Source organism: Pseudomonas protegens, assembly GCF_013407925.2.
Lineage (GTDB): Bacteria > Pseudomonadota > Gammaproteobacteria > Pseudomonadales > Pseudomonadaceae > Aquipseudomonas > Aquipseudomonas fluorescens_AP.
In genome coordinates this window covers 862,595-888,585 of the sequence record NZ_CP060201.1, presented here as the reverse complement: position 1 = coordinate 888,585, position 25,991 = coordinate 862,595, and the positions used below count along the sequence as shown (strand labels likewise).

The following is a 25,991-nucleotide window of genomic DNA, read 5'->3' as shown; positions in this document are numbered from 1 at the left end:
GGTCAGTAGATGTCGAAGGCGAAGTAGCGGCTGGAGATTTTCTTGTAGGTGCCGTCGGCAACGATCTCGTCCAGGGCCTTGTTCAGGCGCTCGCGCAGGGCGTTGTCTTCCTTGCGCACGGCGATGGAAGCGTCAGCGGTGGTGCCGTTGACGTCGCCGATAATCTTGCAGCAATCCTTGCCGGTGCTTTCAGCCCAGGCCAGCAGCGGGAACTTGTCGGCGATCACCCCGTCCACGCGCCCGGCCGCCAGGTCGCTGTTGGCTTCGTCCAGGGTCGGGTAGAACTTCACGTCGGCACCGGCCGGGCCGTAGTGGTCCTCGGCGTAGATGGCCTGGGTCGAGGAGGCCTGGGCGCCCACGGTGCGGCCCTTGAAGTTGGTCTGGGCGTCGGTGATGTCCGAGTCCTTGGGCACCGCCACCGACAGCGGGGTGCGGTAGTAGTGGTTGCTGAAGGCGATCTTCTTCTTGCGCTCGTCGGTGGCGATCATCGAGGCCACCACGGCGTCGTATTTCTTCGCCAGCAGCGCCGGGATGATGCCTTCCCAGTCCTGGGCAACGATCTGGCATTCAACCTTCATGCGCTCGCACAGGGCGTTGGCGATGTCCACGTCAAAGCCGTGCAGCTGGTTGTTGGAGTCCACGTAGTTGAAGGGCGGGTAGGCGCCTTCGGTGGCGATCTTCAAGGTTTCGGCCTGGGCCGTGGAGGCGGCGATGACCAGGGCGCAAGCGCCGGCGAAGCGGAGGACGTTGTTCATGGAGCACCTCGGTTATTTATTGTTTTGGTCGGGCGGACGATGTGTAACCAACAAACTCGTTATGCAGGGCAGCGGTGGCTTCCAGGCGTTTTTCCACCTCGGGTCCCAGGTGTTTGCACACCTCGTTGACCAACAGGTGCACCAGCGACAGCATGGCCGCGGTGGACTCCCAGAACAGGTTGAATTCAGTGGGCACGCGGAACACCTCGTCGGCGTTCTGCTCGGCCCAGTCGCAGAAAGTGTCGGTGACCAGGGTCACCGGAATCCCCGCCTCGCGGGCCTTGTGGCACAGGGTCAGGGCGTGGCGCGAATAGCGCCGGGCCTCGAACACCACTAGGGCGCAGTCTTCGGCGGGGCTCAGCAGCACGTCGGCGAAATGCCCGGCGGCGCCGTCCACCAGGTGCACGCCGTCGCGCAGGTATTGCAGCAGGTGGACCATGGAGGCAGCGATGCCGCGCTCGGTCTGGAACCCCGCCACGTACACCCGGCGCCGGCTGGCCAGGCGCTGGACCACGGTCTGCCAGGCCGGGGTCAGGCTGTATTCGTAGACCTTGACCAGCGCCGCCACTTCCAGCTCGAAGCTGCGGGGCAGGCCCTGGGCCGCCGGGTTGGGCTGCTGGCGAAATTCCTGCAAGCGGTCGCCCACTAGCCACGGGCCTTCGCCGAGGTCGTTCTTCAGGTCGTTTTTCAGGTCCTTGAAATGGCTGTAGCCGATGGCGCGGCAGAAACGCCCGACGCTGGATTCGCTGACGCCGAGTTTTTCGGCGATGTCGGCGGCGGTCTGGAAGGGCAGTTCATAGAGGTTGGCCAGCATGTAGCTGGCAATCGCCCGGCCCGACGCGGTGGCGCTGGACAGGCTGCTTTCAAGGCGTTGCTTGATGGGTTGGCTCATGGTTGTTTTCATTCTTGTGGGCCGTTGACAATGGAAAATGAATGTTTTCTGTCATGAAGTCAATATTTGACAGTTAACTGGCGTGACGCGATAGTCAGGCACCTTCCAATAACAATTCCAATGGAGCCTCCATGTCCCACGCGACCCTGGCGCAGGCTGATGTCGAGTACCTCGACCTGCCGGCCTTGACCGACTTGCTGCAACGCATTTTTCTTCGCCACGGCACCTCTGCCGAGGTGGCCCGGGTGCTGGCAGACAACTGCGCCCGCGCCGAGCGCGACGGTTCCCACAGCCACGGGGTGTTCCGCATTCCCGGTTACTTGTCGTCCCTGGCCAGTGGCTGGGTGAATGGGCAGGCGCTGCCGCAAGTGGAGGATGTGGCCCCCGGCGTGGTGGCGGTGGACGCCGCCGGCGGCTTCGCCCAGCCGGCCCTGGCGGCGGCCCGCGAGCTGCTGTTGAGCAAGGCCCGCAGCGCCGGGATCGCGGTGTTGGCGATTCGCAATTCCCATCACTTCGCCGCGCTGTGGCCGGATGTCGAGCCCTTCGCCGAAGAAGGCCTGGTGGCCTTGAGCCTGGTCAACAGCATGACCTGCGTGGTGCCCCACGGCGCCCAGCGCCCGCTGTTCGGCACCAACCCGATTGCCTTTGCCGCCCCCCGCGAGGGCGCCGAGCCGATTGTCTTCGACCTGGCCACCAGCGCCATTGCCCACGGCGATGTGCAGATCGCCAAGCGCCAGGGCCAGCAGTTGCCACCGGGCATGGGGGTGGATCGCGACGGCCAGCCCACTTGCGACCCGGCAGCGATTCTCGACGGCGGCGCCTTGCTGCCCTTTGGCGGGCACAAGGGCTCGGCATTGTCGATGATGGTGGAGCTGCTGGCGGCGGCGCTGACCGGCGGCAACTTCTCCTTCGAGTTCGACTGGTCGCAACACCCGGGGGCGCAAACGCCCTGGACCGGGCAACTGCTGATCGTCATCGACCCCAACCACCTGGGTGGTGGGCGTTTTGCCCAGCGCAGCGGCGAGCTGGTGCGGCAGATGCAGGCCGTGGGCCTGGAGCGCATGCCCGGCGACCGGCGCTACCGCACCCGGGCCAAATCGCTGGAGCACGGCATTCCCCTGGCCGTTGCCGAACTGGCGCGACTGCGCGCTTTGGCGGCCGAGGCTTAAGGCCTTATCCCTTGGCACCGGGGTCGATAAACCCTTGGTGCTACTCCCGGTAGTGGGCCCGGTAGCGGGCCGGTCGTGGATCGGATTTGCCGCTCCCTGCCAGCCCCTCCAAAGCACCGTGAACTTGCCCCCAAGGCAGCCTATGGGCGGCCTTGGGGCGTTTCGATAATCGCCTCCGACATTTCGTCCCCCGTTTGCGGAGCGCGCCATGCATAACAATAAGAACTGCCAGTACCCTCTGATTCCGGCCCTGCTCGTCGGCCTGTCGACCCTTGGCCTGGGCACTGTCGCCGAAGCCGAGATCATGCTGTACGACAAGGACCAGACCACCTTTTCCACCGACGGCTACATCAATGCCTTCTACGTCAACAGCCAGGTCGACCGCGCCGGCGACCAGTACGACCGCCGTCAGGCGCGGGTGAAGATGGGCTTTCTGCCCAACTACCTGGGCTTCAACATGGGCAAGCAGGTGGACGACCTCAAGCTCGGCGCCCGGGCCTCGTTCTGGGTGACCATCAACGACAGCGAAACCAACGGCACCGACACCGCCATCGACGTGCGCCAGTTCTACGGCACCGTGGCCAACCCGGAGTGGGGCGAGGTGCTGATCGGCAAGGACTTCGGTCTGTTCGCCCGTTCCAACATCCTGCTCGATGAAATGCTTGCCGGGTACGGCCAGGTCAGCGACAGCCTGGGGCTGGTGGACGGCGGCGGGGTGTCGTTCGGCAACATCGGCAGCGGTTATCCCTATCCCTTTCCCTCGTCGCAGATCACTTATCGCAGCCCGGTGATGGACGGCCTGAGGGTGGCGGTGGGCATCCTCGACCCGGTGGACACCAACGACAGCAGCGCCCTAGGCAAGGCCTACCAGAAGAACCCGCGCACCGAGAGCGAGATCACCTACCAGTTCGACCTGGGCGGGGCCAAGTTCTACAGCTGGCTCAACGGCAGCTACCAGACCTCCGACAACACCGACCCCAACGTGCAGTCGGTGACCTCCAAGGGCCTGGGCTATGGCCTGCAGGCGAAGATGGGCGGCCTGTCCCTGACCGGTTCCGGGTTCCAGGCCAAGGGCATCAACCCGTTCTTCACCAACAATGCCGGCGAGGCCACCCTGCGCAATGTCGACAGCAAGGGCTACCTGCTGCAGGGCTCTTACAAGCTCGGCAAGAACCGCCTGGCGCTGTCCTACGGCAAGACAAAGGACGATGGCAACGGCGTGGTCGGCAGCGGCGCCGACTACCAGACCCGGGGCGTAGCGCTGTTCCACGACATCAACGACAACCTCAAGCTGGTGGCCGAATACAACCAGTTCGAGATCGACGGCCACCACACCAATGCGCAGAACGAAAACACCGACACCTTCGCCGTGGGTGCGGTGCTCACCTGGTAAAAGCAGCGGCAAGCGGCAAGCGGCAAGCTGCAAGTGGTTTGCGTCTGTTCTTGTGGCCTCTGGGTTGCCGCCAGTCGCGAGGTTGCCCACGCCCTTGTGGCGAGCGAGCTTGCTCGCGCTGGAAGGCGCAGCCTTCCCAAGGTCTGAATCCGCGGTCTATCTGGTAGATCGCGGGTTCAGGGTTTGCGGCCGCTGCGCGCCCGAGCGGGAGCAAGCTCCCTCGCCACAACCCGCGCCTACGCCCATGGAACCGGCTACCCGCTACCCAAGTAGCATTCGTGCCCCGGGGCCGGCTTCGTACACTCATTGCTCAGACAACCCGCGCCGGAGGCGACGATGCAGCAAGCCCAGAGCGAGGGCGTGGTCAGTGCCATGTCCCAGGCCGTCGATCCGCAGCAGGTGGCCCAGGACCTGGCCAGCCAGTTGCTGCATCCGCACCTGGGCTTCGTGCTGTTCTTCTGTTCCGCCGAATACCCCCTGCAAACCCTCGGCCCGGCCCTGCAGCAGAGCTTCGGCGGCATCCCCCTGGTGGGCTGCACCAGCGCCGGGGAAATCACCCCGCAGGGCTACGGGCGCAATTGCGTGACCGCCATCGGCTTCGACCATCGGCACTTTTCCATCGCCGCCGAACTGATCGACCAGATGGAGCACTTCAGCCTGATCGACGCCCAGCAGATGGTCGAACGCCTGGTGGGCCGCTGCCGCAGCAACACCCTGGCGCCGATCAAGGGCAACAGCTTCGCCCTGACTTTGCTGGACGGCCTGTCGAGCCGTGAGGAGATGGTGCTGGCGGCCCTCAGCGCGGCCCTGGGGGACATTCCGCATTTCGGCGGTTCGGCTGGCGATGACAACTACCTGACCCACACCCACGTGTATTACGGCGGCGAGTTCCACAGCGGCGCGGCGGTGGTGGTGCTGGTCAACACCTGGCTGGATTTCGAGGTGTTCACCACCCACCACATCCAGCCCCGGGAAGAAAAACTGGTGGTCACCGGCGCCGACAGTACCTTGCGCCGGGTCTATGAACTGAACGCCGAGCCCGCCGCCGAGGAGTACGCGCGGCTGATCGGCGTGCCCCTGGCGCAGCTCGACCATCGGGTGTTCGCCGCCCACCCCCTGGCGGTGCGCATCAACCAGCACTATTACGTGCGCGCGGTGCAGCAGGTGCACCCGGACCTGAGCCTGAGTTTCTACTGCGCGGTGGAAAACGGCATCGTCCTCACCGCCATGACCCCCGGCCCCTTACTGCCCAACCTGCAACAGCTGTTCGACGGCTTGCAGCAGCGCCTCGGCGGGTTGTTGCTGACCATTGGCTGCGACTGCTTTTTGCGCCGCCTGGAGTTGGAGGGGCAGGGCAGCCTGGAGCAGATCGGGGCCTTTTTGCGGGAACAACGGGTGATGGGTTTCAACACCTACGGAGAACAGTTCAATGGCATGCACATCAACCAGACCTTCACCGGGGTCGCCATTGCCCGCAGTCGAACTCCGGCCCGCCGCTGAGCTGCAAGCGCAGCTCGACTGCCTGCAGAGCGAGAACCGCAAGCTGCGGCGGATCAACGAGGCGCTGATCGAACGGGTCGAATCCGGCATCACCCGCGGCAACGACCCCTATGCGGCGTTCCAGCATTCGGTGGTGCTGGCCGAGCAGGTGCGCGAACGCACCGACGCCCTGAACCAGGCCATGGCCGAGCTCAAGGCCGGCAACCATTTGCTCAGCGAAGCGCGGCTGCGGGCCGAGACGGCGCACCAGCACCTGATCGACGCCATCGAGAGCATCTCCGACGCCTTCGTGCTGTTCGACCAGGAGCAGCGCATCGTCCTGTTCAACAGCCGCTTCCGCGCCTTCTGGAGCCACAGCCGGGTGCGGATCATGGCCGGCATGCGCCTCTCGGAAGTGCGCCGGCTGATGACCAGCACCGGGCTGTTCAGCGAAGAACCGCGCAGCGCCGGCGACGAACAACTGCTGTATCGCCTGCACAACGGCCGTTGGCTGCAGGTCAGCGAGCGGCCGACCCGGGAAGGCGGGCGGGTGATCCTGTTCACCGACATCACCGAGGTCAAGCACAGCGAAACCCTGCGCCGGGAGCAGGCGGTGGCGCAAAAGTCCCACCTGCTGCAACGGGCGGTGGACAACCTGTCCCAGGGCGTGGCCATGGTCAGCGCCGAGGGCGTGCTGGAGTTGTGGAACCGGCGCTTCCTCGAACTCAGCGGGTTGGCCCCGGTGGCCGCGCACCGCTTGTTTGCCGAGGTCATCGGCGACAGCGAACTGCGCCTGCTGAGCCCCGACAGCCGCGACGCCAACGGCCGGCCGATCCACGAATGCGAGCAGCGCCTGAGTGATGGCCGGGTGCTGGAGATCCGCACCCATCCGCTGCCCACCGGCGGTTTCGTCAACACCTTCACCGACATCACCGAGCGCTACCAGCACGCCGAGGCCCTGAGCGAAAGCGAGCGCTGGATTCGCCTGATCACCGACCATGTACCGGCGCTGATTGCCTACCTGAATGCCGACCTGGTGTACGAGTTCACCAACAAGGTCTACGAGGAATGGTACTGCTGGCCGCGGGGCGTGATGCTCGGCCAGAGCCTGCGCGAGGCGCACAGCGAACAGCACTACCGGCGCCTGGAAAGCTATGTGGAACGGGCCCTGGCCGGGGAAAGCGTGACCTTCGAATTCGCCGAAACCAACGTCAACAACCAGGAGCGCTACATGCTGCGTTCCTACGTGCCCAACCGCCTGGCCAATGGCGAAGTGGTGGGGATCTTCGTGCTGATCCGCGACATCACCGAGCGCCGGCGCACCGCCGAGGCGCTGCATCAGGCCTACCAGAACCTGGAGCTGCGGGTGCGCGAACGCACCGCCGAGCTGACCACCCTAAACCAGCAACTGCTGCGCGAGATCGAAGAGCGCAGCCGGGTGGAATCGCGGCTGCGCGAGGCCAAGGCCGAGGCCGAACGGGCCAACCTGTCGAAGACCAAGTTCCTTGCCGCGGTCAGCCATGACCTGCTGCAACCCTTGAACGCCGCGCGGCTGTTCACCAGCGCCTTGCTGGAGCGTCGCGATCCCCAGGCCAGCAGCGCCCTGGTGCGCAACGTCAGCAACTCCCTGGAAGACGTGGAAAACCTGCTGGGCACCCTGGTGGACATTTCCAAGCTCGATGCCGGGGTGATCAAGGCCGATATCGCGCCCTTTGCCTTGAGCGAACTGCTGGAAAACCTCGCCGCCGAGTACGCCCAGGTGGCCCGCAGCGAGGGCCTGGAATTGCACTTCGTGGCCTGCTCGGCGCTGGTGCGCAGCGACATCCAGCTGCTGGCGCGGATTCTGCGCAACCTGTTGAGCAACGCCATCCGCTACACCCGCCAGGGCCGCGTGGTGCTGGGCTGCCGGCGCCAGGGGCACTGGCTGTCGATCGAAGTCTGGGACAGCGGCATGGGCATCGCCGCCGAACGCCTGGAAGAAATCTTCCAGGAGTTCAAGCGCGGCGAAGAACAGCGCCCCGACCAGGACCGCGGCCTGGGCCTGGGGCTGGCCATTGTCGAGAAGATTGCCGGGATACTCGGGCACCGCATCGGCGTGCGCTCCTGGCCCGGGCGCGGTTCGGTGTTCAGCGTGCAAGTGCCGCTCAGCGCCAGCGCGCCCTTGCCAGCGCCGCGCCTGGAGCTGGGCGATGCCCTGCTGGAACGTTTGCAGGGCGCGCGGATCTGGGTGCTAGATAACGACGCGGCGATCTGCGCCGGCATGCGCACCTTGCTTGAAGGCTGGGGCTGCCAGGTGATCACCGCCTTGTCCGAAGAAGACCTGGCGCGCCAGGTCGACGACTACCGCGCCGAGGCCGACCTGCTGATTGCCGACTACCACCTCGACCAGCAACAGAACGGCATCGATGCGGTAGCGCGAATCAACGCCCGGCGCGCCCTGGCGATCCCGGCGATGATGATCACCGCCAACTACAGCAACGAGCTCAAACAGCAACTGCGCGAACTGGGCCACACCCTGATGCACAAACCGGTGCGCCCGATGAAACTCAAGACCGCCATCAGCCACTTGCTGAGCGGCAAGCTTCAAGCGGCGAGCTTCAAGCTGTAAGCGCCAAGCTTGAGGCTTGCCGCTGCTTCACCTCCGCAGGTAGGCGCCGAAATCGATGTCCCCGGCACTCAGGATCGCTTGCACCCGGTTGTGCACGTTGAGCTTGCGCAAAATCGCCGAGACGTGGGCCTTTACCGTGGTTTCGGCAATGTCCAGGGTGTAGGCGATCTGCTTGTTGGATTCGCCCTTGGTCATGCGTTCCAGCACCAAGAGCTGTTTGCGGGTCAGGGCCTGCAGCAGTTCCGGGGGGAAGCTCGGGGTCTCGCTGCTGCGCCGCCCCGGTTGGCTTTTCTGGGTGCGGATGATGTCCGGCGGCAGGTACACGTTGCCGTTGAGGATCTGTTCGATGGCCTCGGTCATCTGCGAGCGCGCCGAGGATTTGGTGATGAAGCCGACGGCGCCGTAGGTGATGGCCTGGAGCACGATCTGTTTGTCCTGCTCGGCGGAGACGATCACCACGGGGATGGTCGGCGCTTCGTTGCGCAGGGTGATCAGGCCGTTGAGGCCGTGCATGCCGGGCATGTTCAGGTCGAGCAGGATCAGGTCCAGGTCGTCGTGCTCCTGGGTCAGGGCCAGGGCGCTGTCCAGGTCGGCGGTTTCCATCACCTCGCTGCCGGGAAATCCGTCGCTGATGACGTTGTGGATGGCTTCGCGAAACAGTGGGTGATCGTCGGCTATCAGAATTTTATACATGGCCTTTCACCTCGTTATTGTGATTGTGCGGGAGACACTGGCGGCTTTCAGGGAAAGGCTTCCGGCTGGGCCGCCACCACGGGCAACCCGGCGGCCTCCCAGGCGTCCAGGCCGTCGCGATACCAGTAGAGGGAGGTATAGCCCAGGGCTGCGGCGCGTTTTACCGCGTTCCAGCTCAGCCAGCAATCGGCGCGGCAATAAAACACCAGCGGTTGTTGCCGGTTGCCAGCGCTGAGCTGTTGCAGGTAGCGGCTGAAGTGGTGCTGCCACTCGGGGCTCAGTTCGCCGTCGCCGGTGTTGGCCAGCCAGTGGCTGCCGGGCAGGTTGGCGTGGGGCTCGCTGTCGATGAAGCGGCCTTGCAGCCATTGCCGGCGATAGACGTCGATCAGCAGGGGTTTGGGTTGCGTCTGGAGCAGGGCCTGCAAGCCTTGGGTGTCGATGATCTGCGCGGCCTCTACCTGCGTGGGCGTCGGGCTGCGGTAGAGGCTGGTGCGATAGCCGTCGGCGGAAAACAGCGGAGTCTCGGCTTGGGCCATTCCCAGGGTCAGGCTCAGGGACAGCAGGGCCAGGGTCTGCAGGGCACGGGGCATAAGGGTTTTGTCCTTCTTGTTATGCGCCCATTACATGTCAGGGCGATGGCATTTGTGAATGCGACCATCGACAGCAAAAGCAGTACCAAAGTCGTAGATGCTGGCAGGGCGACGCTCTCGCGCTTGTCTGTAGCCGCTGCCGCAGGCTGCGCAGGAGACGCCAAACCTGCCAGCGCGATCCATCAGGGCAACCCACGGGGGGGGGTATTCGCTGCAATGTGCCGGTTTGCGGATCGCTGGAAGGTCCTGCGGCCCTTTTCGCAGCCTCGCCCTAGGCTCGGCAGCGGCTACAGGGGCTCTTTCATCCGGGGAAAACTAGGCGGTGCTTTTGCGCAGGGCGGCGTGCTGGGGGTTGAAGGTCAGCACCGCCAGCACGGAGAACACCAGGGTCAGGCCCAGGCACACGGCCAGGGCCAGCAGGTTGAAGCGTTCGTACAGGGCGAAGCGCACCAGTTCCACGGCGTGGGTGAAGGGGTTGAGGGCGCACAGCCAGTACAGCCAGGGGCTGGCTTCGAGCATCTTCCACAGCGGGTACAGCGCCGAGGACAAAAAGAACAGGGGGAAGATCACGAAGTTCATCACCCCGGCAAAGTTCTCCAGCTGGCGGATGGCGTTGGACAGCAGCAGCCCCAGGGCGCTGAGCATCAGGGCCACCAACAGCAAGGCCGGCAGCGCGGCCAGCAGGCCTATGGCCGGCGGTTGCACGCCATACAGCCAGGCCACGGCGAGGAAGGCGTAGACCTGCAGCAGCGAGATCAGCGAGGTGGCCAGCAGCTTGCTGGCCAGCAGGAAGGCCCGGGGCAGGGGGCTGGTGAGCAGCACGCGCATGCTGCCCATTTCCCGGTCGTAGACCATCGACAGCGAGCCCTGCATGCCGTTGAACAGCAGGATCATGCAGGCCAGCCCCGGGACGATGTAGACCTCGTAGGGAATGTAGGTGCTGTAGGGCTCCATGATGGCGATGCCCAGGGCCGCGCGAAAGCCGGCGGCGAACACCAGCAGCCACAGCAGCGGGCGCACCAGGGCGCTGAGAAAGCGTGTGCGCTGCAGCACGAAGCGCAACCATTCGCGCAGCACGATGCCGCGCAGGCACTGCCAGTAGGCGTTCATGCGAGCGGTTCTCCGATCGGCGCCGGGCGCGGCTGGGGATTCTGGGTCAGGCGGGCGAAGGCTGTGCCCAGGTCGCCGCCCTGTTGCTGGCTGATGGCGCTGGCCACGCCACTGGCCACCAGGCGCCCCTGATGCAGGATCAGCAACTGGTCGTCGGCCTGCACTTCATCCAGCAGGTGGGTGGTCCAGAGCACGCTCAGGCGCTGCTCCTGGCACAGCTGGCGAATGTGCCGGTTGAGCGCCAGGCGGCTGGCCGGGTCGAGGCCGGCGCTGGCTTCATCGAGCAGCAGCAGGCGCGGTTCGTGCAGCAGGGCGCGGGCGATTTCCACCCGTCGGCGGTGGCCGCCATTCAGGGCACGGACGCTTTCCCGGCGCCGCTCGCTCAAGCCCTGGCGCGCCAGTTCGGCGTCGATCCGCGCCTGCCCCTGGCGCCGCGACAAACCGTGCAGCGCGGCGTGGTAGTGCAGGTTCTGCTCGACGCTCAGGTCCAGGTCCAGGGTGCTTTGCTGGAACACCACGCCGAGCTGGCGCAGGGCGGCGCGGGCGGCGTTGCGCAGCGAGCAGCCGCCGACGCGGATGTCGCCTTGCTGCAGGTCGTAGAGCCTTGTGAGCAGGGCGATCAGGGTCGACTTGCCGGCGCCGTTGGGGCCCAAGAGCGCGGCAAAGCGCCCTGGGGGCAGGCTCAGGCTGACCTGATCGAGGGCCTGGCGCGGGCCGTAGGCGAAGCTCAGCTGGCTGACCTCCAGGGCGTTCATGGGGTCACCACCACGCCCCAGGGATAGCGCCCGACCTTCACCGACTTGAGCACCTTGAGGCTGTTGACGTCGATTACCGAAACATCGCCGCTGACCCCGTTGGTGGCCAGCAACTGGCTCTGGTCCGGGGTGAATGCCAGCTGCCAGACCCGCCGCCCCACTAGCAGGTAGTCGAGGATCTCGTAGGTCTTGGCGTCGATCACCGCCACGTGGTTGGCCGGGCCCAGGGCGACGAAGGCGTACTTGCCGTCGGCGCTGAGCTTGATGCCCACCGGCTGCACTTTGTCCGGGTGCACGCCCTTGATCTTGAAGTTCAGGGTCTTGAGCACCTGGCGCGTGGCCACGTCGAGGATGGTCACGGTGCCGCCGATTTCCGCCGAGGCCCACAGCCTTGAGCCGTCCTGGTTGAACTCGACGAAGCGCGGGCGCTGGTCCACCAGGGTGCTGTCGGCCAGGGTCTGGGTGCTGGTGTCGATCCAGTGCAGCATGTTGGTGGTTTCGCTGGTGTTGACCGCCCACTTGCCGTCGGGGCTCACCGCCATGCCCTCGGGCTCGACCCCGACGTTGATCTGACCGAGGACCTTGGCGGTCTCGGTGTCGATCACCGTGACCAGCGCATCGTCCTCGTTGGATACGTACAGCCAGCGGTTGTTGGGGTGCAGGGCGAACTGCTCGGGGTCCTTGCCGGAGGGCAGCTCCTTGATGATCTTGCGGGTCGCCACGTCCATCACCTGGACCCGGTCCGAATCGCTGGCGCAGATGTACAGCAGCTTGTTGTCATGGGACAGCAGCAGCCCGCGCGGGCGCTGGCCCACCGGCAGGGTCGCGGTGACTTCCAGGGTCTGCATGTCGATCAGGCTCAGGCTGTTGTCCTTTTCATTGGACACCCAGGCGGTGGCGGCCATGGCGTGCCCGGCGGCGAACAGCAGGGCCGCGCACAGGGCGGAGCGGCAGAGAAGAGGGCGGCGCATGGCGGATTCCTTGTTGTTGTGGTTATCGGATCAGGGGTAGCGGCAGGTCACTTCGGGGCGGTCGTAGCCCAGGCTGTCCATTTCGTTGAAGGGGTGCAGGAAGCCGTCCTGGGGCGAAGTGCTGACCAGGGCCCGGGGCTGCACCAGGGGAATCGGCTGGCGCAGTTCGCCGTTCCACGGCCGGTAGCTGAGCTTGCGGCCCTTGAACCCGTCCAGGGGCAACTGCTCGCTGAGCAGCAGCGTCTGCAGGGCCCGAGGCTCGGCCTGGCGCAGTTTGCTCACCGCGCTGGCGACGCTGCGCACGGCCATCCAGGCGGCGAAGTCGCGGTCGTTCATCCAGCGTCCGGCCTGGGCTTCGAAGCGCTTTTGCAGTTGCGCGGCGCCGAAGGTTTCCACGCTCTTGTGCCAGCCGGTGGGGGTCAGGCCCTGGGTGCCGGCCACCGGGCGCGGGAACCAGGTCTGGTAGGGCAGGTATTCGCCGAAGTCGCCGCGCTCGTCGGCCACCAGCACCACGTCGTATTCGGCGGTCTGGGTGAACAGCGGCATGTCGGCCTGGGCGCTGCGGCGCTGGTCGTTGTCGAAGGTCCAGGGTTTTTCCGCGACGAGCTTCACGCCGAAGCGCTGGGTGGCCCGGCGCAGGGCATCGGCATAGGCCCGGTCATCCTCGGTCTGGCCGACGATGAGCAAGGCCCGTTGCCATTTGCGCAGCACCATGAACTGCACCAGGGCGTCGGCCAGCATCGCCCGGCCGGGCAGGCTGTGCAGCACGTTGCTCAGGCATTGGCTGCTGCGCAGGGCGTCGTCGGGGCTGCCGGCGTTGAACAAGAGGCTGTCGGGCAGGGCGGCGGACAACTGGCGCAGGCTGGCTGCCGGGGCATTCACCACGAACAGCCGCAGGCCCTGATCGTGCTGGGCCTTGGCCGCTTGCAGCAAGGCTTCGGGGCTGTCGACGCTGGCGCTGTCGAGCTGGAACTGCTGCTTGAGAAAGCGCCCGGTGCTGTTGCTGTCGACAATCGCCAGCTGCGCGCCTTGCAGCCCGGCGTCGGCAGGCTCGGGGATGATGTTGGACAGCAGCGGGCCGGGGTCGGGGCGATAGCCCAGGTAGCCGATGCGCACTTGCAGCGATTCCTCCGTGGCCTGGCTGGCGGCCATGGGCAACAGGGCCGAGGTCAGGGCCAACAGGCAGGTCAGGATAAGCGGGGCAGGCTGGTGCATAAGGCACTCCACGGCAGGTGGCGCCAGCATAGGAACAGCGTCGGGGCGGGGAAATATGCAGAAAGTAGCGCTCGGGCAGTACCAAGGTAGTAGCCCGGCGCGGGTGCGGCGGTCTTAGCATGGTCCCAGCGGCCCCGACCCTGGCCGAACCCGCCCCGAGCCCTGAGCCCGAACCTTGAGAGAGATGCTCATGCGCATCATCAAAGTGCTGCTCCTGCCCTTGCTGCTGATCCTCAGCCTGATCGGCGTCGACCGCCTGCACGGCCCGCGCCCGGTGCTGCCCCAAGCGCTGCCGCTGGTGCCGGGGCGCTAGGCATGTCGGCGCTGTGGCGGATCAACCTGTGGGTCACGGCATTCTTTGCCGTGGTGACCCTGGCCTGCGCCGCCTTGCTGCTGCATCAGGCGGTGGCCGATGTCGAACGTGAATTGCAGTCCGCCGAGGCGGTGGTGGAGTACCTCAGCGACAGCGCCGCGCGCAACCCGGCGGGCCTGCAACCGCACCTGACCCAGAGCCTGCGCCATGTGCGGGTGCACTGGCTGGCGCCTGACGAGGCGGCCCGCATGCCGGAAGAGGCCGGGCTGGACGCCTGGCTCGGCCGCCAGCTGTTCAGCGAGCGCCGCCACAGCGCCCGCGAACTGGACCTGGGCGACGGCCGCAGAGTTCTGATCGCCGTGGACGCGCGGGATGAGATCGACGAAGTCTGGGATTCCCTGCAACAGCTGTTGAGCCTGTGCGGCCTGGCCCTGTTCCTGAGCCTGCTGACCATCCGTTGGGCCGTGCGCCGCGGCATGGGCTTGCTGGATGATTTGCTGCGCGCCTTGCAGCAGGTGTCCGGCGGGCAACTGGCGGTGCGCCTGCGCGAAGCCGGCCTGCCGGAGGCGCGGCAACTGGCCGGGCACTTCAACCGCATGACCGCGACCCTGGAACAGACCCGCGCCGACAACGCGCAACTGACCCAGGCCCTGCTGGCGGTGCAGGAGCGTGAGCGCACCTACCTGGCGCAGACCCTGCACGACGACCTCGGGCAATACCTGGCGGGCATCCGCGCCCAGGTCTGCCTGCTGCGCATGGTGGCCGACCAGCCGACGGTGGTGGAGCACACGGCCCAGGCCCTGGAGCTCAACTGCGAGCGCTTGCAGCAAGGCTTTCGCGCCCTGGTGCAGGACCTGTACCCGGTGGTGCTGCAGCACCTGCCGCTGGCCGAAGCCTTCGGCCTGCTGGTGAGCCAATGGCAGGACAGCCAGGGCATCGACTGCCAATTGCGGGTCGGCGCCGACCTGCCAGCGTTGCCCAGCGCCAGCAAGACCCACCTCTACCGCCTGCTGCAAGAAGCGCTGACCAATGTCGCCCGGCACGCCGACGCCAGCCAGGTACGGGTGCGCCTGCAACGCAGCGCCCGGGGCCTGCGCCTGCTGGTGCGCGACAACGGTTGCGGCGCGCGCCAGCCCCAGCGCCCCGGCGTCGGCCTGCACTCGATGGCCGAACGGGCCCGCAGCCTGGGCGGCGAACTGCACATCCTCAGCCGTCCCGGCGCCGGTTGGGCGCTGGCCTTGAACATGCCCCTGAACATGCCCCTGGAGGCCTGATGAACATCTTGTTGGTGGATGACCACGCCGTGGTCCGCCAGGGTTACGCCAGCCTGCTGCGCGCGGTATTGCCGGCGATGCAGGTGCGCGAAGCCGCCAGCGGCGAAGAGGCCTTGACCCGGGTTGCCGAAGAAGTGCCGAACCTGGTGATCATGGATTTCGGCCTGCCGGGCATCAGCGGCCTGGAGACCACCCGCCGCCTGCGCCAGCGCCTGCCGCAGCTGCGGGTGCTGTTTTTCAGCATGCACGACGAACTGCCCCTGGTGCGCCAGGCCCTGGAGGCGGGTGCCTCGGGCTACCTGACCAAGAACTCTGCGCCCCAGGTGCTGATCGAAGCGGTGCACCGAGTACTGGCCGGGCATGCCTACATCGAACAGCCCCTGGCCACGCAACTGGCCTGCACCCCGGCGCAGAACAGCAGCGACCCGCGCTTGCAGAGCATGACCCAGCGCGAGCTGGAGATCTTCGTGATGCTGGCCAAGGGCACCCCGGTGCGGGTGATTGCCGAGCAGCTGTGCATCAGCGCCAAGACTGTGTCGAACCATTTGACCTTGCTCAAGAGCAAGCTGCAGGTCAGTTCCCATGCGGAGTTGGTGCATTTGGGGATTGATATGGGGGTGGTGCGGGTGAGCAGCGGCTAGCTACAAGTGGTAAGCGGCAAGATAAATTCAGTATTTTGCTTATTATTTTGCTAATTCACGGGATAAAAATCAGATTTATGAAGTTATTGGGTTCTTCATAAATTTCCAGCATAACTCTATAATTTTGAGTGTTATGTGAGATTTAAGGATTTAACACTCGATATGCTGAATTTAACGCTTGCCAGGCCGGATGAGGTGCTCAAGCTGCTTTGCACCCGCCTGCGCCAGGAACGCCTGTCCCAGCAGATGACTCAGGCCGAAGTCGCCGCCCGTGCCGGCATCGGGGTTGGCACCCTGTCCAATCTGGAGGCCGGGCGTAGTGTCGCATTCGACAGCGTGGTTCGCGTGGCGATGGTGCTGGGGCGTCTTCGCGAGCTGGAGCAATTGTTCCTGCCGCAGCTGGACAGCATCGACGACATCCTCCGTTATGAACAGGGCGCCCAGCGGCAGCGCGTCAAAAGGAAGTCCGCCGATGCTTAAGCAAGTCGATGTCTACTACGACGGTTGGGGGGAGCACTGGCGCTGGGGTTCGCTGGTATCCACGACGGCGCTGACCGGCCGCCCCTTGATTGCCTTCGAGTACAGCGAGGAGGCACAGGATCGCGGCCTGGAACTGTCGGCCTTGCGCTTGCCGCTCAAGGGCCCGAGGCTGCGTCGGGACTTTCCCGATCATCAACTGTGGCTGCCGGGGCCGGTCTATGACTCGCTGCCTGACGGTTGGGGCATGTTGCTGATGGATCGCTTGTTCAAACGCCGTGGTCTCAACCCCGCGCAGATTGGTCCTTTGGAGCGACTGACCTATATCGGCACCCAAGCCATGGGCGCGATGTCGTTCGAGCCTGTGGCGCCGGAGCTGTTCATGGCGCCTGAAGAGGTTCCCCTTGAGCGACTGGCTGCCGAAGTTCAGGAGGTGCTCAATGGTCAGGGCGGGGAGTTTCTGCAGCGACTGCTGCGCATGGGCGGCTCGCCGCAGGGCGCTCGACCCAAGGCCTTGCTCTATCGCGACCCTGCGGGAGGGCGTTTCAGCACGGCGGCGGCATCAGGCCTGGAAGCCTGGTTGATCAAGTTCCCGGGAGCGGGTGAACACCCCGAGGTCTGTGCTATCGAAGCTGTCTACGCGCAATGCTTGCGCGAATGCGCCATCGAAACGTCGGACAGTGAACACTTCGAGCTACCCAATGGGCAGGCGGCCTTCGCCACCCGAAGATTCGACCGGCACAAAGACATGCGCGTGCCCATGCAAAGCCTCGCCGCCTTTACCGGTGCGGACTACCGAGCAGCCGGGGCGCTGGACTACAGCAATTTCCTGCGGGCAACCCAGTACTGCTGCAATGATGTGCGGGAAAAGGCGCAGGCCTTTGCCCGGATTGTGTTCAACGTGGCGTTCAACAACCGTGACGACCACCCGAAGAATTTTGCCTACCTTATGTCGTCGAGCGGCCAGTGGAAGCTGGCGCCGGCTTACGACGTGACCTTCTGCGAGGGGCCGGGCGGCTATCACCAGATGGACGTATTGGGCGAGGCGTTGCACATCACTCGCAAGCACTTGCTCAGGCTCGCGGCGGTGGAGGCGGAACTCTCGGTGAGGGAGGCCACCGATATCATCGAGCACATCTGCCAGGTTGCCAGCGGCTTTGCCCGCAGCGCCCGGTCCCGGTTCCCGGGTGGCATCAGCGTGGACACCCTGAGCATGATTCAGGCGCGCATCGACGAAAACCTTGCGCGACTCAGCTAGCGTGGCTGTAGCTGCTATTGAACTGGCGATTGTTCCAATAGCAGGTACAGCGAGGCGCTTGGTCATGCCTGGGGCAACGGCCTACTTATCCCAACTCCCCGGACACCCCTGGCACCCCTCCATATTGGCATCCTGAAAATTCCCATAATGCTGCCGCGCCCCGCGCAAATCGGCGCGTTCCAGATTGCTCTCGCCGAACTTGGCCTCTTGCAGATTGGCCTCACTCAAATTGGCCCCTTGCAGATCCGCCTTGCTCAACCAGGCCATTTCCAGATCCGCCGCCTGCAGGTTGGCCCGGTGCAGCTTGGCCCCGGACAGCCGGGCAAATTGCAGATAGGCCGCGCTGAGGTTGGCGTTCTCAAATTGCGCGCCCTGGGCAAACAGGCCCCAGCCCTGGATCGCCATCAGCTTGGCGTCGGTGAAGTCCGCCAGCCGCAGGTTGCTCTGTTGCAGGCTGGCGCGGGTCAGGTTGGCGCCTTGCAGGCGGGCTTTTTCCAGGTTGGCCAGGTCCAGCTGGGCATGGCGCAGGTCGGCGCCAGAGAGGTCGGCGCCGGCCAGGTTCATCTTGCGCAGGTCCTGGTTGGCCAGGTTGGCGCCACGCAGGTTGGCGCCGGGGCATTGGCTGGCTTCGGCGATCAGGCAGCCGTTGACGGTCAGCGGGACGTCGTTGCCGTCGTCGTCGACGTTCATGGCCAAGGCGGGGGAGAGGCTCAGCAGCAGGGCCAGGGGCAGGTAGTTCATGGTGCGGTTCTCCAGGCGGGAGTGAAGGCGGGTGAGGCGAGGGCGCGGGCTGGCGCTCGGCCGGCGCCCTGGGGGGGGCGTAGCCGTGGTGAACCCGGCCCCTGGGGTGTGTCGGGCACATCCCTGGGGCTGGTTTTGGCGCCGCTGCGCGGCCCAGCGGGAGCAAGCTCCCTCACCACAAGTTGGTCAGCGTTGGGCGGTCTTGTTATCCCAACTTGGGATCTTGAACACCCAGAACGAGCCGCCTTGGGCCACCGGCTTGGTCAGTTCGGCCATGTCGCCGCCCCACAGCGGCACCGCGCCGCCGTAGCCCACGGTCACGCCGATGTACTGCTCGCCGTCCTGTTCCCAGGTGATGGGCGGCGAGACGATGCCGCTGCCGGTCTGGAATTTCCACAGTTCCTTGCCGGTCTTGGCGTCGAAGGCCTTGAAGAAGCCGTCGCCGGTGCCGGTGAACACCAGGTTGCCCTTGGTCGCCAGGACCCCGGCCCACAGTGGCAGGTGTTCCTTGTGCTCCCACACCAGCTTGCCGGTGGTCGGGTCCATGGCCCGCAGGGTGCCGACGTGGTCGTCGTACATGCGCTTGATACGGAAACCCATGCCTAAGTAGGCCGAGCCTTTCTTGTAGTTCACTTCCTCGGTCCAGTACTCCTCCTTCCACTGGTTGCCAGGGATGTAGAACAGCCCGGTGTCCTGGCTGTAGGCCATGGGGTTCCAGTTCTTGCCACCGAGGAACGGCGGCGAGACTTCCACCGGCTTGCCCTTGGTTTCACCCGGCAGCGGCTTGGCCGGACGCTGGCCTGCGTTTTCCACCGGGCGCCCGGTCTTGAGGTCGATGTGGCTGGCCCAGGTGATGTTGTCGACGAAGGGGAAGGCGTTCTGCAATTTGCCGTTGTTGCGGTCCACCACGTAGAAGAAGCCGTTGCGGTCGGCGTGGCCGGTGGCCTTGACCACCTTGCCGTCCTTGCCCTTGTAGTCGAACAGCACCAGTTCGTTGTTGCCGGAGAAGTCCCAGGCGTCGTTTGGCGTGTGCTGGTAGAACCATTTGACTTCGCCGGTGCTCGGGTCGACGCCGACCTGGCCCGAGGTGTACAGGCTGTCGTAGTCGTGGGGGTTGCCGTCTTTGGCGGTGCGCGCCCAGGTGTTCCATGGCCCGGGGTTGCCGGCGCCGACGATAATGGTGTTGGTTTCGGCATCGAAGCTGGCGCTCTGCCAAGGGGCGCCGCCGCCGTGGCTCCAGGCCTCGACCTTGCCGGTTTCGGTGGTCTTGTCGTCGGGCCAGGACGGCGCCTTGACGTCGCCGGTGGGGGTGCTGTCCTTGCCGTTCAGGCGGCCCATGTGGCCTTCGACGAAGGGCCGCATCCACACCTCTTCGCCGGTGTCCGGGTCGCGGGCGAACAACTGGCCGACCACGCCGAATTCATCGCCGGAGCTGCCGTGGATCAGCAGCACCTTGCCGCTGGTCTTGTCTTTGATCAGCACTGGGGCGCCGGTCATGGTGTAGCCGGCGCTGTGGTCGCCGAATTTCTTGTTCCACACCACCTTGCCGGTGTTCTTGTCCAGGGCGATGACCCGGGCGTCGAGGGTGCCGAAGTAGATCTTGTCGCCGTAGATCGCCGCGCCGCGGTTGACCACGTCGCAGCACGGGCGAATGTTGTCCGGCAGGCGGTGGTTGTAGGTCCACAGGCGTTTGCCGGTCTTGGCGTCCAGGGCGAATACCCGGGAGTAGGAGCCGGTGACGTAGACCACGCCGTTGCTGACGATGGCCTGGGATTCCTGGCCGCGCTGCTTCTCGTCGCCGAAGGAGTAGGACCAGGCTGGGGTCAGCTTGAACACGTTCTTGTCGTTGACCTGGGCCAGGGGGCTCCAGCGCTGGGCGTTGGTGCCCATGCCGTACTGCAGCACGTCCTGGGTGGTCAGGTGGTCGTTGGCGATGTCTTCCCAGGTCACGTTCTGGCTGGCAGGTGCCGCCGGGGCGGTGGCCGCTGTGGCCGCCGCGCCCAGGGACAGGCTGCCGGCCAGCAGCAGGGCCTGGACGGCAAGGCTCAGGGGGGAGAGGGCGGGTAGCGATCTTATTGTCATGGTTGCAGTTCCCAGTGGAGGTTTTGGCCTGACTAGGGTCTGCCCCGGGGCGGGTGTTGAGATACGGAAAAAGTCCCGCCCTTGCCGGGAATAGTTCCCGGTCGGCACCTGATTTAGGCCCGCGCCACAAGCCCTACTACCAAGGGAGTAGAGCGCGACCACCAAAGCAGCATACGGCCGCCCGCCGGCTGTTTCTAAGATGGCGCCATGGCCTCTGTAGCTGAGGTCTTGCGTGCAATCTTGAGGGCATAACAATGACAACAAAACGCAACGCCTTGCTCGCGGTAGGGCTGCTGACCGGTGCCTTGGCCACCGGCGCCGTATGGGCCCATGGCAACGTGGTGCCCCAGGCGGTGGAAACCAAGGGCCTGACGCCGATCAAGGACGCCGGGGTGAGCGTCGATGGCGACGGCTGGGCTTCGGTCAACCCGTACCGCACCTCGCCCGAGCACGACAAGGCGGTGGAAATCGGCGCCTCGGCCTACAACCAGAACTGCGCCGCCTGCCATGGCCTGGAAGCCAAGTCCGGCGGTATCGCTCCAGACCTGCGCATGCTCGACGCCGGTGAAGCCGGGGATGAATGGTTCGTCGAGCGGGTGCGCCACGGCGCGGTGCGCGATGGCCGGGTGTACATGCCGAAGATGGCCGACTACCTGAGCCAGGAAGCCCTGTGGGCGGTGCGCACCTACCTGGACAGCGTGCGCGTCGAGGAGTGATCGCCATGGGCCGCTTCGCCCTGTTCCTGGCTGGCCTGCTGCTGTGTTGCGCCACGGCCCAGGCCGGGGTGCGCAACTACGACACGATGATTGCTTCCGGTGAACTGAAGGTGGCGGTGTACCAGGATTTTGCCCCCTACAGTTTCGAGGACCAGGGCCAGCCCCGAGGCGTCGATGTGGAGCTGGCGCAAGCCCTGGCCGAGGCCCTGGGGGTGCGCCTGCAACTGATCTGGGCGCCGCCCGGGGAGAAGCTCGACGACGACCTGCGGGACTACATCTGGCGCGGCAGCCCGCTGCGCCACCAGCAGTTGGCCGACCTGATGATGCGCGTGCCCTACGATCACGACTACGCGCAAAAGCGCAACGAACTGGGCGAGCTGGCCAACGATCACGTGGTGATGTTCGGCCCCTATCAGGAGGAGCGCTGGCAGGTGGCATTCGACCGCCGCCGGCTGGATTCGGTGGCCAGTGTCGCGGTGTTCCAGGAGCACCCCATTGGCGTCGAGGTGGACAGCGTGCCGTCGTTCTACCTGACCTCGGTGTTCAACGGCATGCTCAGTGCCAAGACCCACCATTACCCCAGCGTGCAACAGGCGTTCGGCGCCTTGCGGGCCGGGCAGGTGGACGCGGTGATGGCCATGCGCGGCGAGATCGACTGGCAGCTGCACAAGGCCGCTGATCCGCAGTTGGCCCTGGCGGAAAACGCCTACCCGAACATGGGCAAGCAGGTGTGGGAGATCGGCATGGCGGTGCATGAAAGCAACCGTCAGTTGGCCTATGCCGTGGAAGAGGCCCTGGAAGGGCTGATCCGCGACGGTCGCCTGCAGGCGCTGTACGCCCGTTATGGCCTGCGTTACGAGGTCCCAGAGATGTATCAATAGGAGCTGCGATGAACTGGCGAGCGACCTGTCTGCTGGCGTGCTGGCTGCCCTTGGCGACCCCGGCGCTGGCCGCCGATCCGCAGGCCCCGGGCCCGGACCCGGTGCCCTCGGTGATGTGGGCCTTCTACCACAAGCAATTGCTGGGGGAGGCGGCGTTCGTCTTCGATGACCGGGTCAAGCTGCTGGCGCCGCCCTTTGCCGAGGATGCGCGGCAGGTGCCGCTGGAGATCGACGCCCGTGCCTTCACCGGCGAGGTGGTGCGCATCCTCGCCTGGGCCGAGCTCAACCCCTTGCCGCGCATCGTCGATTTCGAACCGGGGGAGCGGGTGCTGCCCTGGCTGTCGATCCGCATCCGCATCGAGCAGGCCACGCCGCTGCGCGCCGCGGTGCTGACCCGCGATGGCCTGTGGCACGTGGGCTCGACCCTGATCGATGCCGCGGGCGGCGGCTGTACCGCCCCCAGCGTGGTGCGCACCCAGCCCGGCTGGGAAGAGCACATCGGCGAGGTGCTGGGCGGGCGTTATCCCCGTGGGGAGGCCAGCCGCCTGCGCCTGCAGATCTCCCACCCGATGGACAACGGCCTGGTCAGCGGCGTCCCCGAATTCTTCCTCAACCACGCCGAATTGCGCGACCAGAACGATCAGCGCCTGGCCAGCCTCGAACTGTTCCCGGCGGTCAGCGAAAACCCCAACCTGGGGTTCGATATCCAGGGGCCGGGGCAGACCCGCTTGCTGTTGCGCGACAACAGCGGCAACCAGTTCGAGGCCAGGCTGCCCTGACCGCATCCTTTGACCCACCCGAGCCGAGGCGCGCCATGCGTTGGATCCTGCTGTTGCTGCTGTGCCTGGGCCTGCCGGCCCGGGCCGACCTGGACTATTCACTCAAGCCCCGGCAGATCGCCGCGGGCACCTGGCTGCTGGAAGGCAGCACCGACAACTTCGCCAAGGCCAATGGCGGCAATATCGTCAACACCGGGTTCATCGTCACCGACAGCGGGGTGGTGGTGATCGACAGCGGGCCGTCCAAGCGCTACGGCGAAGCCCTGCGCCGGGCGATTGCCGCCACCACCGACAAACCGGTGATCCAACTGCTGCTGACCCACCATCACCCCGACCATGTGCTGGGCAACCAGGCCTTTGGCGACGTACCCATCGGCGCCCTGGCCGGCACCGCCGACCTGCTGCGCCAGCAGGGCGAGGCCATGGCCGAGAACATGTACCGCCTGGTCGGCGACTGGATGCGCGGCACCGAGGTGGTGCTGCCGACCCAGGTGCTTGAGCCCGGGGTGCTTGAGGTGGGCGGGCATCGCTTGCGCCTGCTGGGCCTGAGTGGGCACACCGGCGCTGATCTGGTGATTCTCGACGAGAACACCGGGGTGCTGTTTGCCGGTGACCTGGTGTTCTACGAGCGCGCGCTGACCACCCCCAACAGCCCGGGGCTCGGGGTCTGGCTCAAGGACCTGGACACCTTGCAGGCCCTGCCGTGGAAGCTGATCGTGCCTGGCCATGGCCCGCTGGCCAGCGATACGGCGCCCTTTGCCCAGATGCGTGACTACCTGGGCTGGCTGGACGGGTTGATGCGCGACGGCGCGGCCCAGGGCGACGATATGGCGGAGATGATCCGCCGCCCGATCCCCGAGCGTTTTGCCGGCATCAGCCTGACCCGCTACGAGCTGATCCGCAGCGTCAGCCACCTGTACCCGCGTTACGAGCGCCAGCGCCTGCAGCGCCTCGATTAGAAGCAGCAGAGAAGCAGCAGAGAAGCAGCGGCAAGCGGCAAGTGATGAGCGGTGGTGAGTCAGTATTGTGGCGAGGGAGCGGCAGCAAGTAGCAAGCTTCAAGCTTCAAGCGGCAAGCTGCACCGCTCTTCTCTTGCCGCTTAAAGCTTGCCGCTTGCCACTGCCCCTCCAGTACCAAGGAACTAGAAAACTCCGCACTGCGGGCAATTGTTGGCAAACAGGCCGGGACCAAGAATTCCCGGCAGACCGGGAAAATTTCCCGGGAACAACAATAACCGCCGAGGTAGCCGTCATGACCCAACCCCCACGTCGTCCCTTTTTCGCCGTGAGCCTGGTGCTCAGCGCCATGCTGCTGTCCAGCGCGGCCCTGGCCGCCGTCACCGATGAAGAGATCCTCCAGGACCCGAAGAACCCGCAGCAGATCGTCACCAACGGCCTGGGCGTCCAGGGCCAGCGCTACAGCCCGCTGGACATGCTCAACGTCGATAACGTCAAGGAACTGCGGCCGGTCTGGGCTTTCTCCTTCGGTGGCGAGAAGCAGCGCGGCCAGCAGGCCCAGCCGCTGATCAAGGACGGGGTGATGTACATGACCGGTTCCTACTCGCGGGTGTTCGCGGTGGATGCGCGTACCGGCAAGAAACTCTGGCAGTACGATGCGCGCCTGCCGGACGACATCCGCCCGTGCTGCGACGTGATTAACCGCGGCGTGGCGCTGTACGGCGACCTGGTGTTCTTCGGCACCCTGGACGCCAAGCTGGTGGCCCTGAACAAGGACACCGGCAAGGTGGTGTGGAGCAAGAAGGTCGCCGACCACAAAGAGGGTTATTCCATCAGCGCGGCGCCGATGATCGTCAATGGCAAGCTGATCACCGGGGTCGCCGGCGGCGAGTTCGGCGTGGTCGGCAAGATCCAGGCCTACGACCCGAAAAACGGCGAGCTGCTGTGGATGCGCCCCACCGTGGAAGGCCACATGGGCTACGTGTACAAGGACGGCAAGGCCGTCGAGAACGGCATTTCCGGCGGCGAGGCGGGCAAGACCTGGCCGGGCGACCTGTGGAAGACCGGCGGCGCGGCGCCGTGGCTGGGCGGCTACTACGACCCGGAAACCAACCTGCTGCTGTTCGGCACCGGCAACCCGGCGCCGTGGAACTCCCACCTGCGCCCTGGCGACAACCTGTATTCCTCGTCGCGCCTGGCCCTAAACCCGGACGACGGCACCATCAAGTGGCACTTCCAGAGCACCCCCCACGACGGCTGGGACTTTGACGGCGTCAACGAACTGATCTCCTTCAACTACAAGGAGGGCGGCAAGGAGATCAAGGCCGCCGCCACCGCCGACCGCAACGGCTTCTTCTACGTGCTCGATCGCACCAACGGCAAGTTCATCCGCGGCTTCCCCTTTGTCGACAAGATCACCTGGGCCACCGGCCTGGATAAGAATGGCCGGCCGATCTACAACGAGGCCAGCCGTCCCGGCGCGCCGGGCAGCGAAGCCAAGGGCAGCTCGGTGTTCGTCGCCCCGGCCTTCCTTGGCGCCAAGAACTGGATGCCCATGGCCTACAACCGCGACACCGGGCTGTTCTATGTGCCGTCCAACGAATGGGGCATGGACATCTGGAACGAAGGCATCGCCTACAAGAAGGGCGCGGCGTTCCTCGGCGCGGGCTTCACCATCAAGCCGCTGAACGAGGACTACATCGGCGTGCTGCGGGCCATCGACCCGATCAGCGGCAAGGAAGTCTGGCGCCACAAGAACTTCGCGCCGCTGTGGGGCGGGGTACTGACCACCAAGGGCAACCTGGTGTTCACCGGCACGCCTGAGGGCTTCCTCCAGGCCTTCAACGCCAAGACCGGCGAGAAGGTCTGGGAATTCCAGACCGGCTCCGGGGTCCTGGGCTCGCCCGTGACCTGGGAAATGGACGGCGAGCAGTACGTCTCGGTGCTCTCCGGCTGGGGCGGCGCGGTGCCGCTGTGGGGAGGCGAAGTGGCCAAGCGGGTCAAGGACTTCAACCAGGGCGGCATGCTCTGGACCTTCAAGCTGCCCAAGACTTAAAAGCAGCGGCAAGCTTTTAGCTGCAAGCCACAAGAAGAAGCCTCGGCAGACTTGAGGCTTGCAGCTTGCAGCTTGCAGCTCAAGTCTGCTTCTACGACCAAATGACGAGAGCCCCCCTGCCAACGATGCATTCGTCCGGCAGGCGGGGCTCTCTACCATCGGTGCATCGCCTGTCGTCGGACAGGCC

General features: G+C 65.6%; 24 protein-coding genes. 14 read left to right on the top strand and 10 right to left on the bottom strand.

Annotation, left to right across the window (positions count from 1 at the left end; all coding sequences use genetic code 11):
* Window positions 1–2 precede the first annotated feature (2 nt).
* A complete protein-coding gene (locus tag GGI48_RS04060) occupies window positions 3–755 on the bottom strand; it encodes a transporter substrate-binding domain-containing protein (protein WP_123723547.1) in 753 nt (250 codons plus the stop codon).
* A 16-nt stretch (window positions 756–771) separates the two neighbouring features.
* Window positions 772–1,647, bottom strand: coding sequence for a MurR/RpiR family transcriptional regulator (locus tag GGI48_RS04055; RefSeq protein ID WP_047285528.1), 876 nt, complete (start codon window positions 1,645–1,647; stop codon window positions 772–774).
* A 131-nt stretch (window positions 1,648–1,778) separates the two neighbouring features.
* On the opposite strand from GGI48_RS04055, the gene GGI48_RS04050 reads away from it, so the two are divergent.
* The 4 genes from GGI48_RS04050 (at window position 1,779) to nahK (ending at window position 8,296) form a co-directional block, all read left to right on the top strand.
* Window positions 1,779–2,816: an Ldh family oxidoreductase gene (locus tag GGI48_RS04050; RefSeq protein ID WP_179597124.1), complete on the top strand. Its 1,038-nt coding sequence runs from the start codon at window positions 1,779–1,781 to the stop codon at window positions 2,814–2,816.
* A gap of 208 nt (window positions 2,817–3,024) precedes the next feature.
* Window positions 3,025–4,209, top strand: coding sequence for a porin (locus GGI48_RS04045; protein WP_179597122.1), 1,185 nt, complete (start codon window positions 3,025–3,027; stop codon window positions 4,207–4,209).
* A gap of 336 nt (window positions 4,210–4,545) precedes the next feature.
* A complete protein-coding gene (gene nosP, locus GGI48_RS04040; RefSeq protein ID WP_179597120.1) occupies window positions 4,546–5,709 on the top strand; it encodes a nitric oxide-sensing protein NosP in 1,164 nt (387 codons plus the stop codon).
* Window positions 5,639–8,296: a hybrid sensor histidine kinase/response regulator NahK/ErcS' gene (nahK, locus tag GGI48_RS04035; RefSeq protein ID WP_179597118.1), complete on the top strand. Its 2,658-nt coding sequence runs from the start codon at window positions 5,639–5,641 to the stop codon at window positions 8,294–8,296. Before nosP ends, nahK begins: the two co-directional genes overlap by 71 nt.
* Before the next feature lie 27 nt (window positions 8,297–8,323).
* On the opposite strand, the gene GGI48_RS04030 is transcribed toward nahK, so the two are convergent.
* From GGI48_RS04030 to GGI48_RS04005, 6 genes are all read right to left on the bottom strand, one after another.
* A complete protein-coding gene (locus GGI48_RS04030) occupies window positions 8,324–8,989 on the bottom strand; it encodes a response regulator transcription factor (RefSeq protein WP_011060504.1) in 666 nt (221 codons plus the stop codon).
* Window positions 8,990–9,036: 47 nt separating this feature from the next.
* Window positions 9,037–9,579: a PQQ-dependent catabolism-associated CXXCW motif protein gene (locus tag GGI48_RS04025; RefSeq protein ID WP_179597116.1), complete on the bottom strand. Its 543-nt coding sequence runs from the start codon at window positions 9,577–9,579 to the stop codon at window positions 9,037–9,039.
* 315 nt (window positions 9,580–9,894) lie between these two features.
* Window positions 9,895–10,689: an ABC transporter permease gene (locus tag GGI48_RS04020; RefSeq protein WP_179597114.1), complete on the bottom strand. Its 795-nt coding sequence runs from the start codon at window positions 10,687–10,689 to the stop codon at window positions 9,895–9,897.
* Window positions 10,686–11,444, bottom strand: coding sequence for an ABC transporter ATP-binding protein (locus GGI48_RS04015; RefSeq protein ID WP_179597112.1), 759 nt, complete (start codon window positions 11,442–11,444; stop codon window positions 10,686–10,688). The genes GGI48_RS04020 and GGI48_RS04015 overlap by 4 nt, the downstream gene beginning before the upstream one ends.
* Window positions 11,441–12,415 carry a YVTN family beta-propeller repeat protein gene (locus tag GGI48_RS04010; protein WP_047303315.1) on the bottom strand — a complete coding sequence of 325 codons (975 nt, stop codon included), beginning with the start codon at window positions 12,413–12,415 and terminating at the stop codon, window positions 11,441–11,443. The genes GGI48_RS04015 and GGI48_RS04010 overlap by 4 nt, the downstream gene beginning before the upstream one ends.
* A gap of 30 nt (window positions 12,416–12,445) precedes the next feature.
* The gene (locus GGI48_RS04005; RefSeq protein WP_179597110.1) at window positions 12,446–13,630 is read right to left on the bottom strand and encodes an ABC transporter substrate-binding protein; all 1,185 of its coding nucleotides are present in this window, start codon (window positions 13,628–13,630) and stop codon (window positions 12,446–12,448) included.
* 190 nt (window positions 13,631–13,820) lie between these two features.
* Here GGI48_RS04005 and GGI48_RS31095 point away from each other — a divergent pair, with 190 nt between their 5' ends.
* The 5 genes from GGI48_RS31095 (at window position 13,821) to GGI48_RS03985 (ending at window position 17,593) form a co-directional block, all read left to right on the top strand.
* On the top strand, window positions 13,821–13,943 hold the full coding sequence (locus tag GGI48_RS31095) for a hypothetical protein (protein WP_259699551.1): 123 nt from the start codon (window positions 13,821–13,823) through the stop codon (window positions 13,941–13,943).
* 2 nt (window positions 13,944–13,945) lie between these two features.
* A complete protein-coding gene (locus GGI48_RS04000; protein ID WP_179597108.1) occupies window positions 13,946–15,217 on the top strand; it encodes a sensor histidine kinase in 1,272 nt (423 codons plus the stop codon).
* Window positions 15,217–15,858, top strand: a complete 642-nt coding sequence (locus tag GGI48_RS03995; protein ID WP_179597106.1) for a response regulator transcription factor — start codon at window positions 15,217–15,219, stop codon at window positions 15,856–15,858. Before GGI48_RS04000 ends, GGI48_RS03995 begins: the two co-directional genes overlap by 1 nt.
* 162 nt (window positions 15,859–16,020) lie before the next feature.
* Complete coding sequence (locus GGI48_RS03990) at window positions 16,021–16,338, top strand: helix-turn-helix domain-containing protein (protein ID WP_179597104.1); 318 nt, start codon at window positions 16,021–16,023, stop codon at window positions 16,336–16,338.
* Window positions 16,331–17,593, top strand: a complete 1,263-nt coding sequence (locus GGI48_RS03985; RefSeq protein WP_179597102.1) for a type II toxin-antitoxin system HipA family toxin — start codon at window positions 16,331–16,333, stop codon at window positions 17,591–17,593. The genes GGI48_RS03990 and GGI48_RS03985 overlap by 8 nt, the downstream gene beginning before the upstream one ends.
* An 81-nt stretch (window positions 17,594–17,674) precedes the next feature.
* Here the strand turns inward: GGI48_RS03985 and GGI48_RS03980 are convergent, their stop codons facing one another.
* Window positions 17,675–18,334, bottom strand: coding sequence for a pentapeptide repeat-containing protein (locus GGI48_RS03980; RefSeq protein WP_179597100.1), 660 nt, complete (start codon window positions 18,332–18,334; stop codon window positions 17,675–17,677).
* A gap of 186 nt (window positions 18,335–18,520) precedes the next feature.
* Entirely contained in the window at window positions 18,521–20,416 is a 1,896-nt protein-coding gene (gene exaA, locus GGI48_RS03975) for a quinoprotein ethanol dehydrogenase (protein WP_103742390.1), read from the bottom strand.
* Window positions 20,417–20,670: 254 nt separating this feature from the next.
* On the opposite strand from exaA, the gene pedF reads away from it, so the two are divergent.
* From pedF to pedH, 5 genes are all read left to right on the top strand, one after another.
* A complete protein-coding gene (gene pedF / locus GGI48_RS03970) occupies window positions 20,671–21,132 on the top strand; it encodes a cytochrome c-550 PedF (RefSeq protein WP_016967318.1) in 462 nt (153 codons plus the stop codon).
* 5 nt (window positions 21,133–21,137) lie between these two features.
* Entirely contained in the window at window positions 21,138–22,013 is an 876-nt protein-coding gene (locus tag GGI48_RS03965; protein ID WP_179597098.1) for an ABC transporter substrate-binding protein, read from the top strand.
* An 8-nt stretch (window positions 22,014–22,021) separates the two neighbouring features.
* Window positions 22,022–22,792 carry a quinoprotein dehydrogenase-associated SoxYZ-like carrier gene (locus tag GGI48_RS03960; protein ID WP_179597096.1) on the top strand — a complete coding sequence of 257 codons (771 nt, stop codon included), beginning with the start codon at window positions 22,022–22,024 and terminating at the stop codon, window positions 22,790–22,792.
* Between the two features lie 35 nt (window positions 22,793–22,827).
* Window positions 22,828–23,751, top strand: a complete 924-nt coding sequence (locus tag GGI48_RS03955) for a quinoprotein relay system zinc metallohydrolase 1 (RefSeq protein WP_179597094.1) — start codon at window positions 22,828–22,830, stop codon at window positions 23,749–23,751.
* Between the two features lie 292 nt (window positions 23,752–24,043).
* Entirely contained in the window at window positions 24,044–25,804 is a 1,761-nt protein-coding gene (gene pedH / locus GGI48_RS03950; RefSeq protein WP_179597092.1) for a PQQ-dependent alcohol dehydrogenase PedH, read from the top strand.
* The last annotated feature ends 187 nt before the right edge of the window (window positions 25,805–25,991 follow it).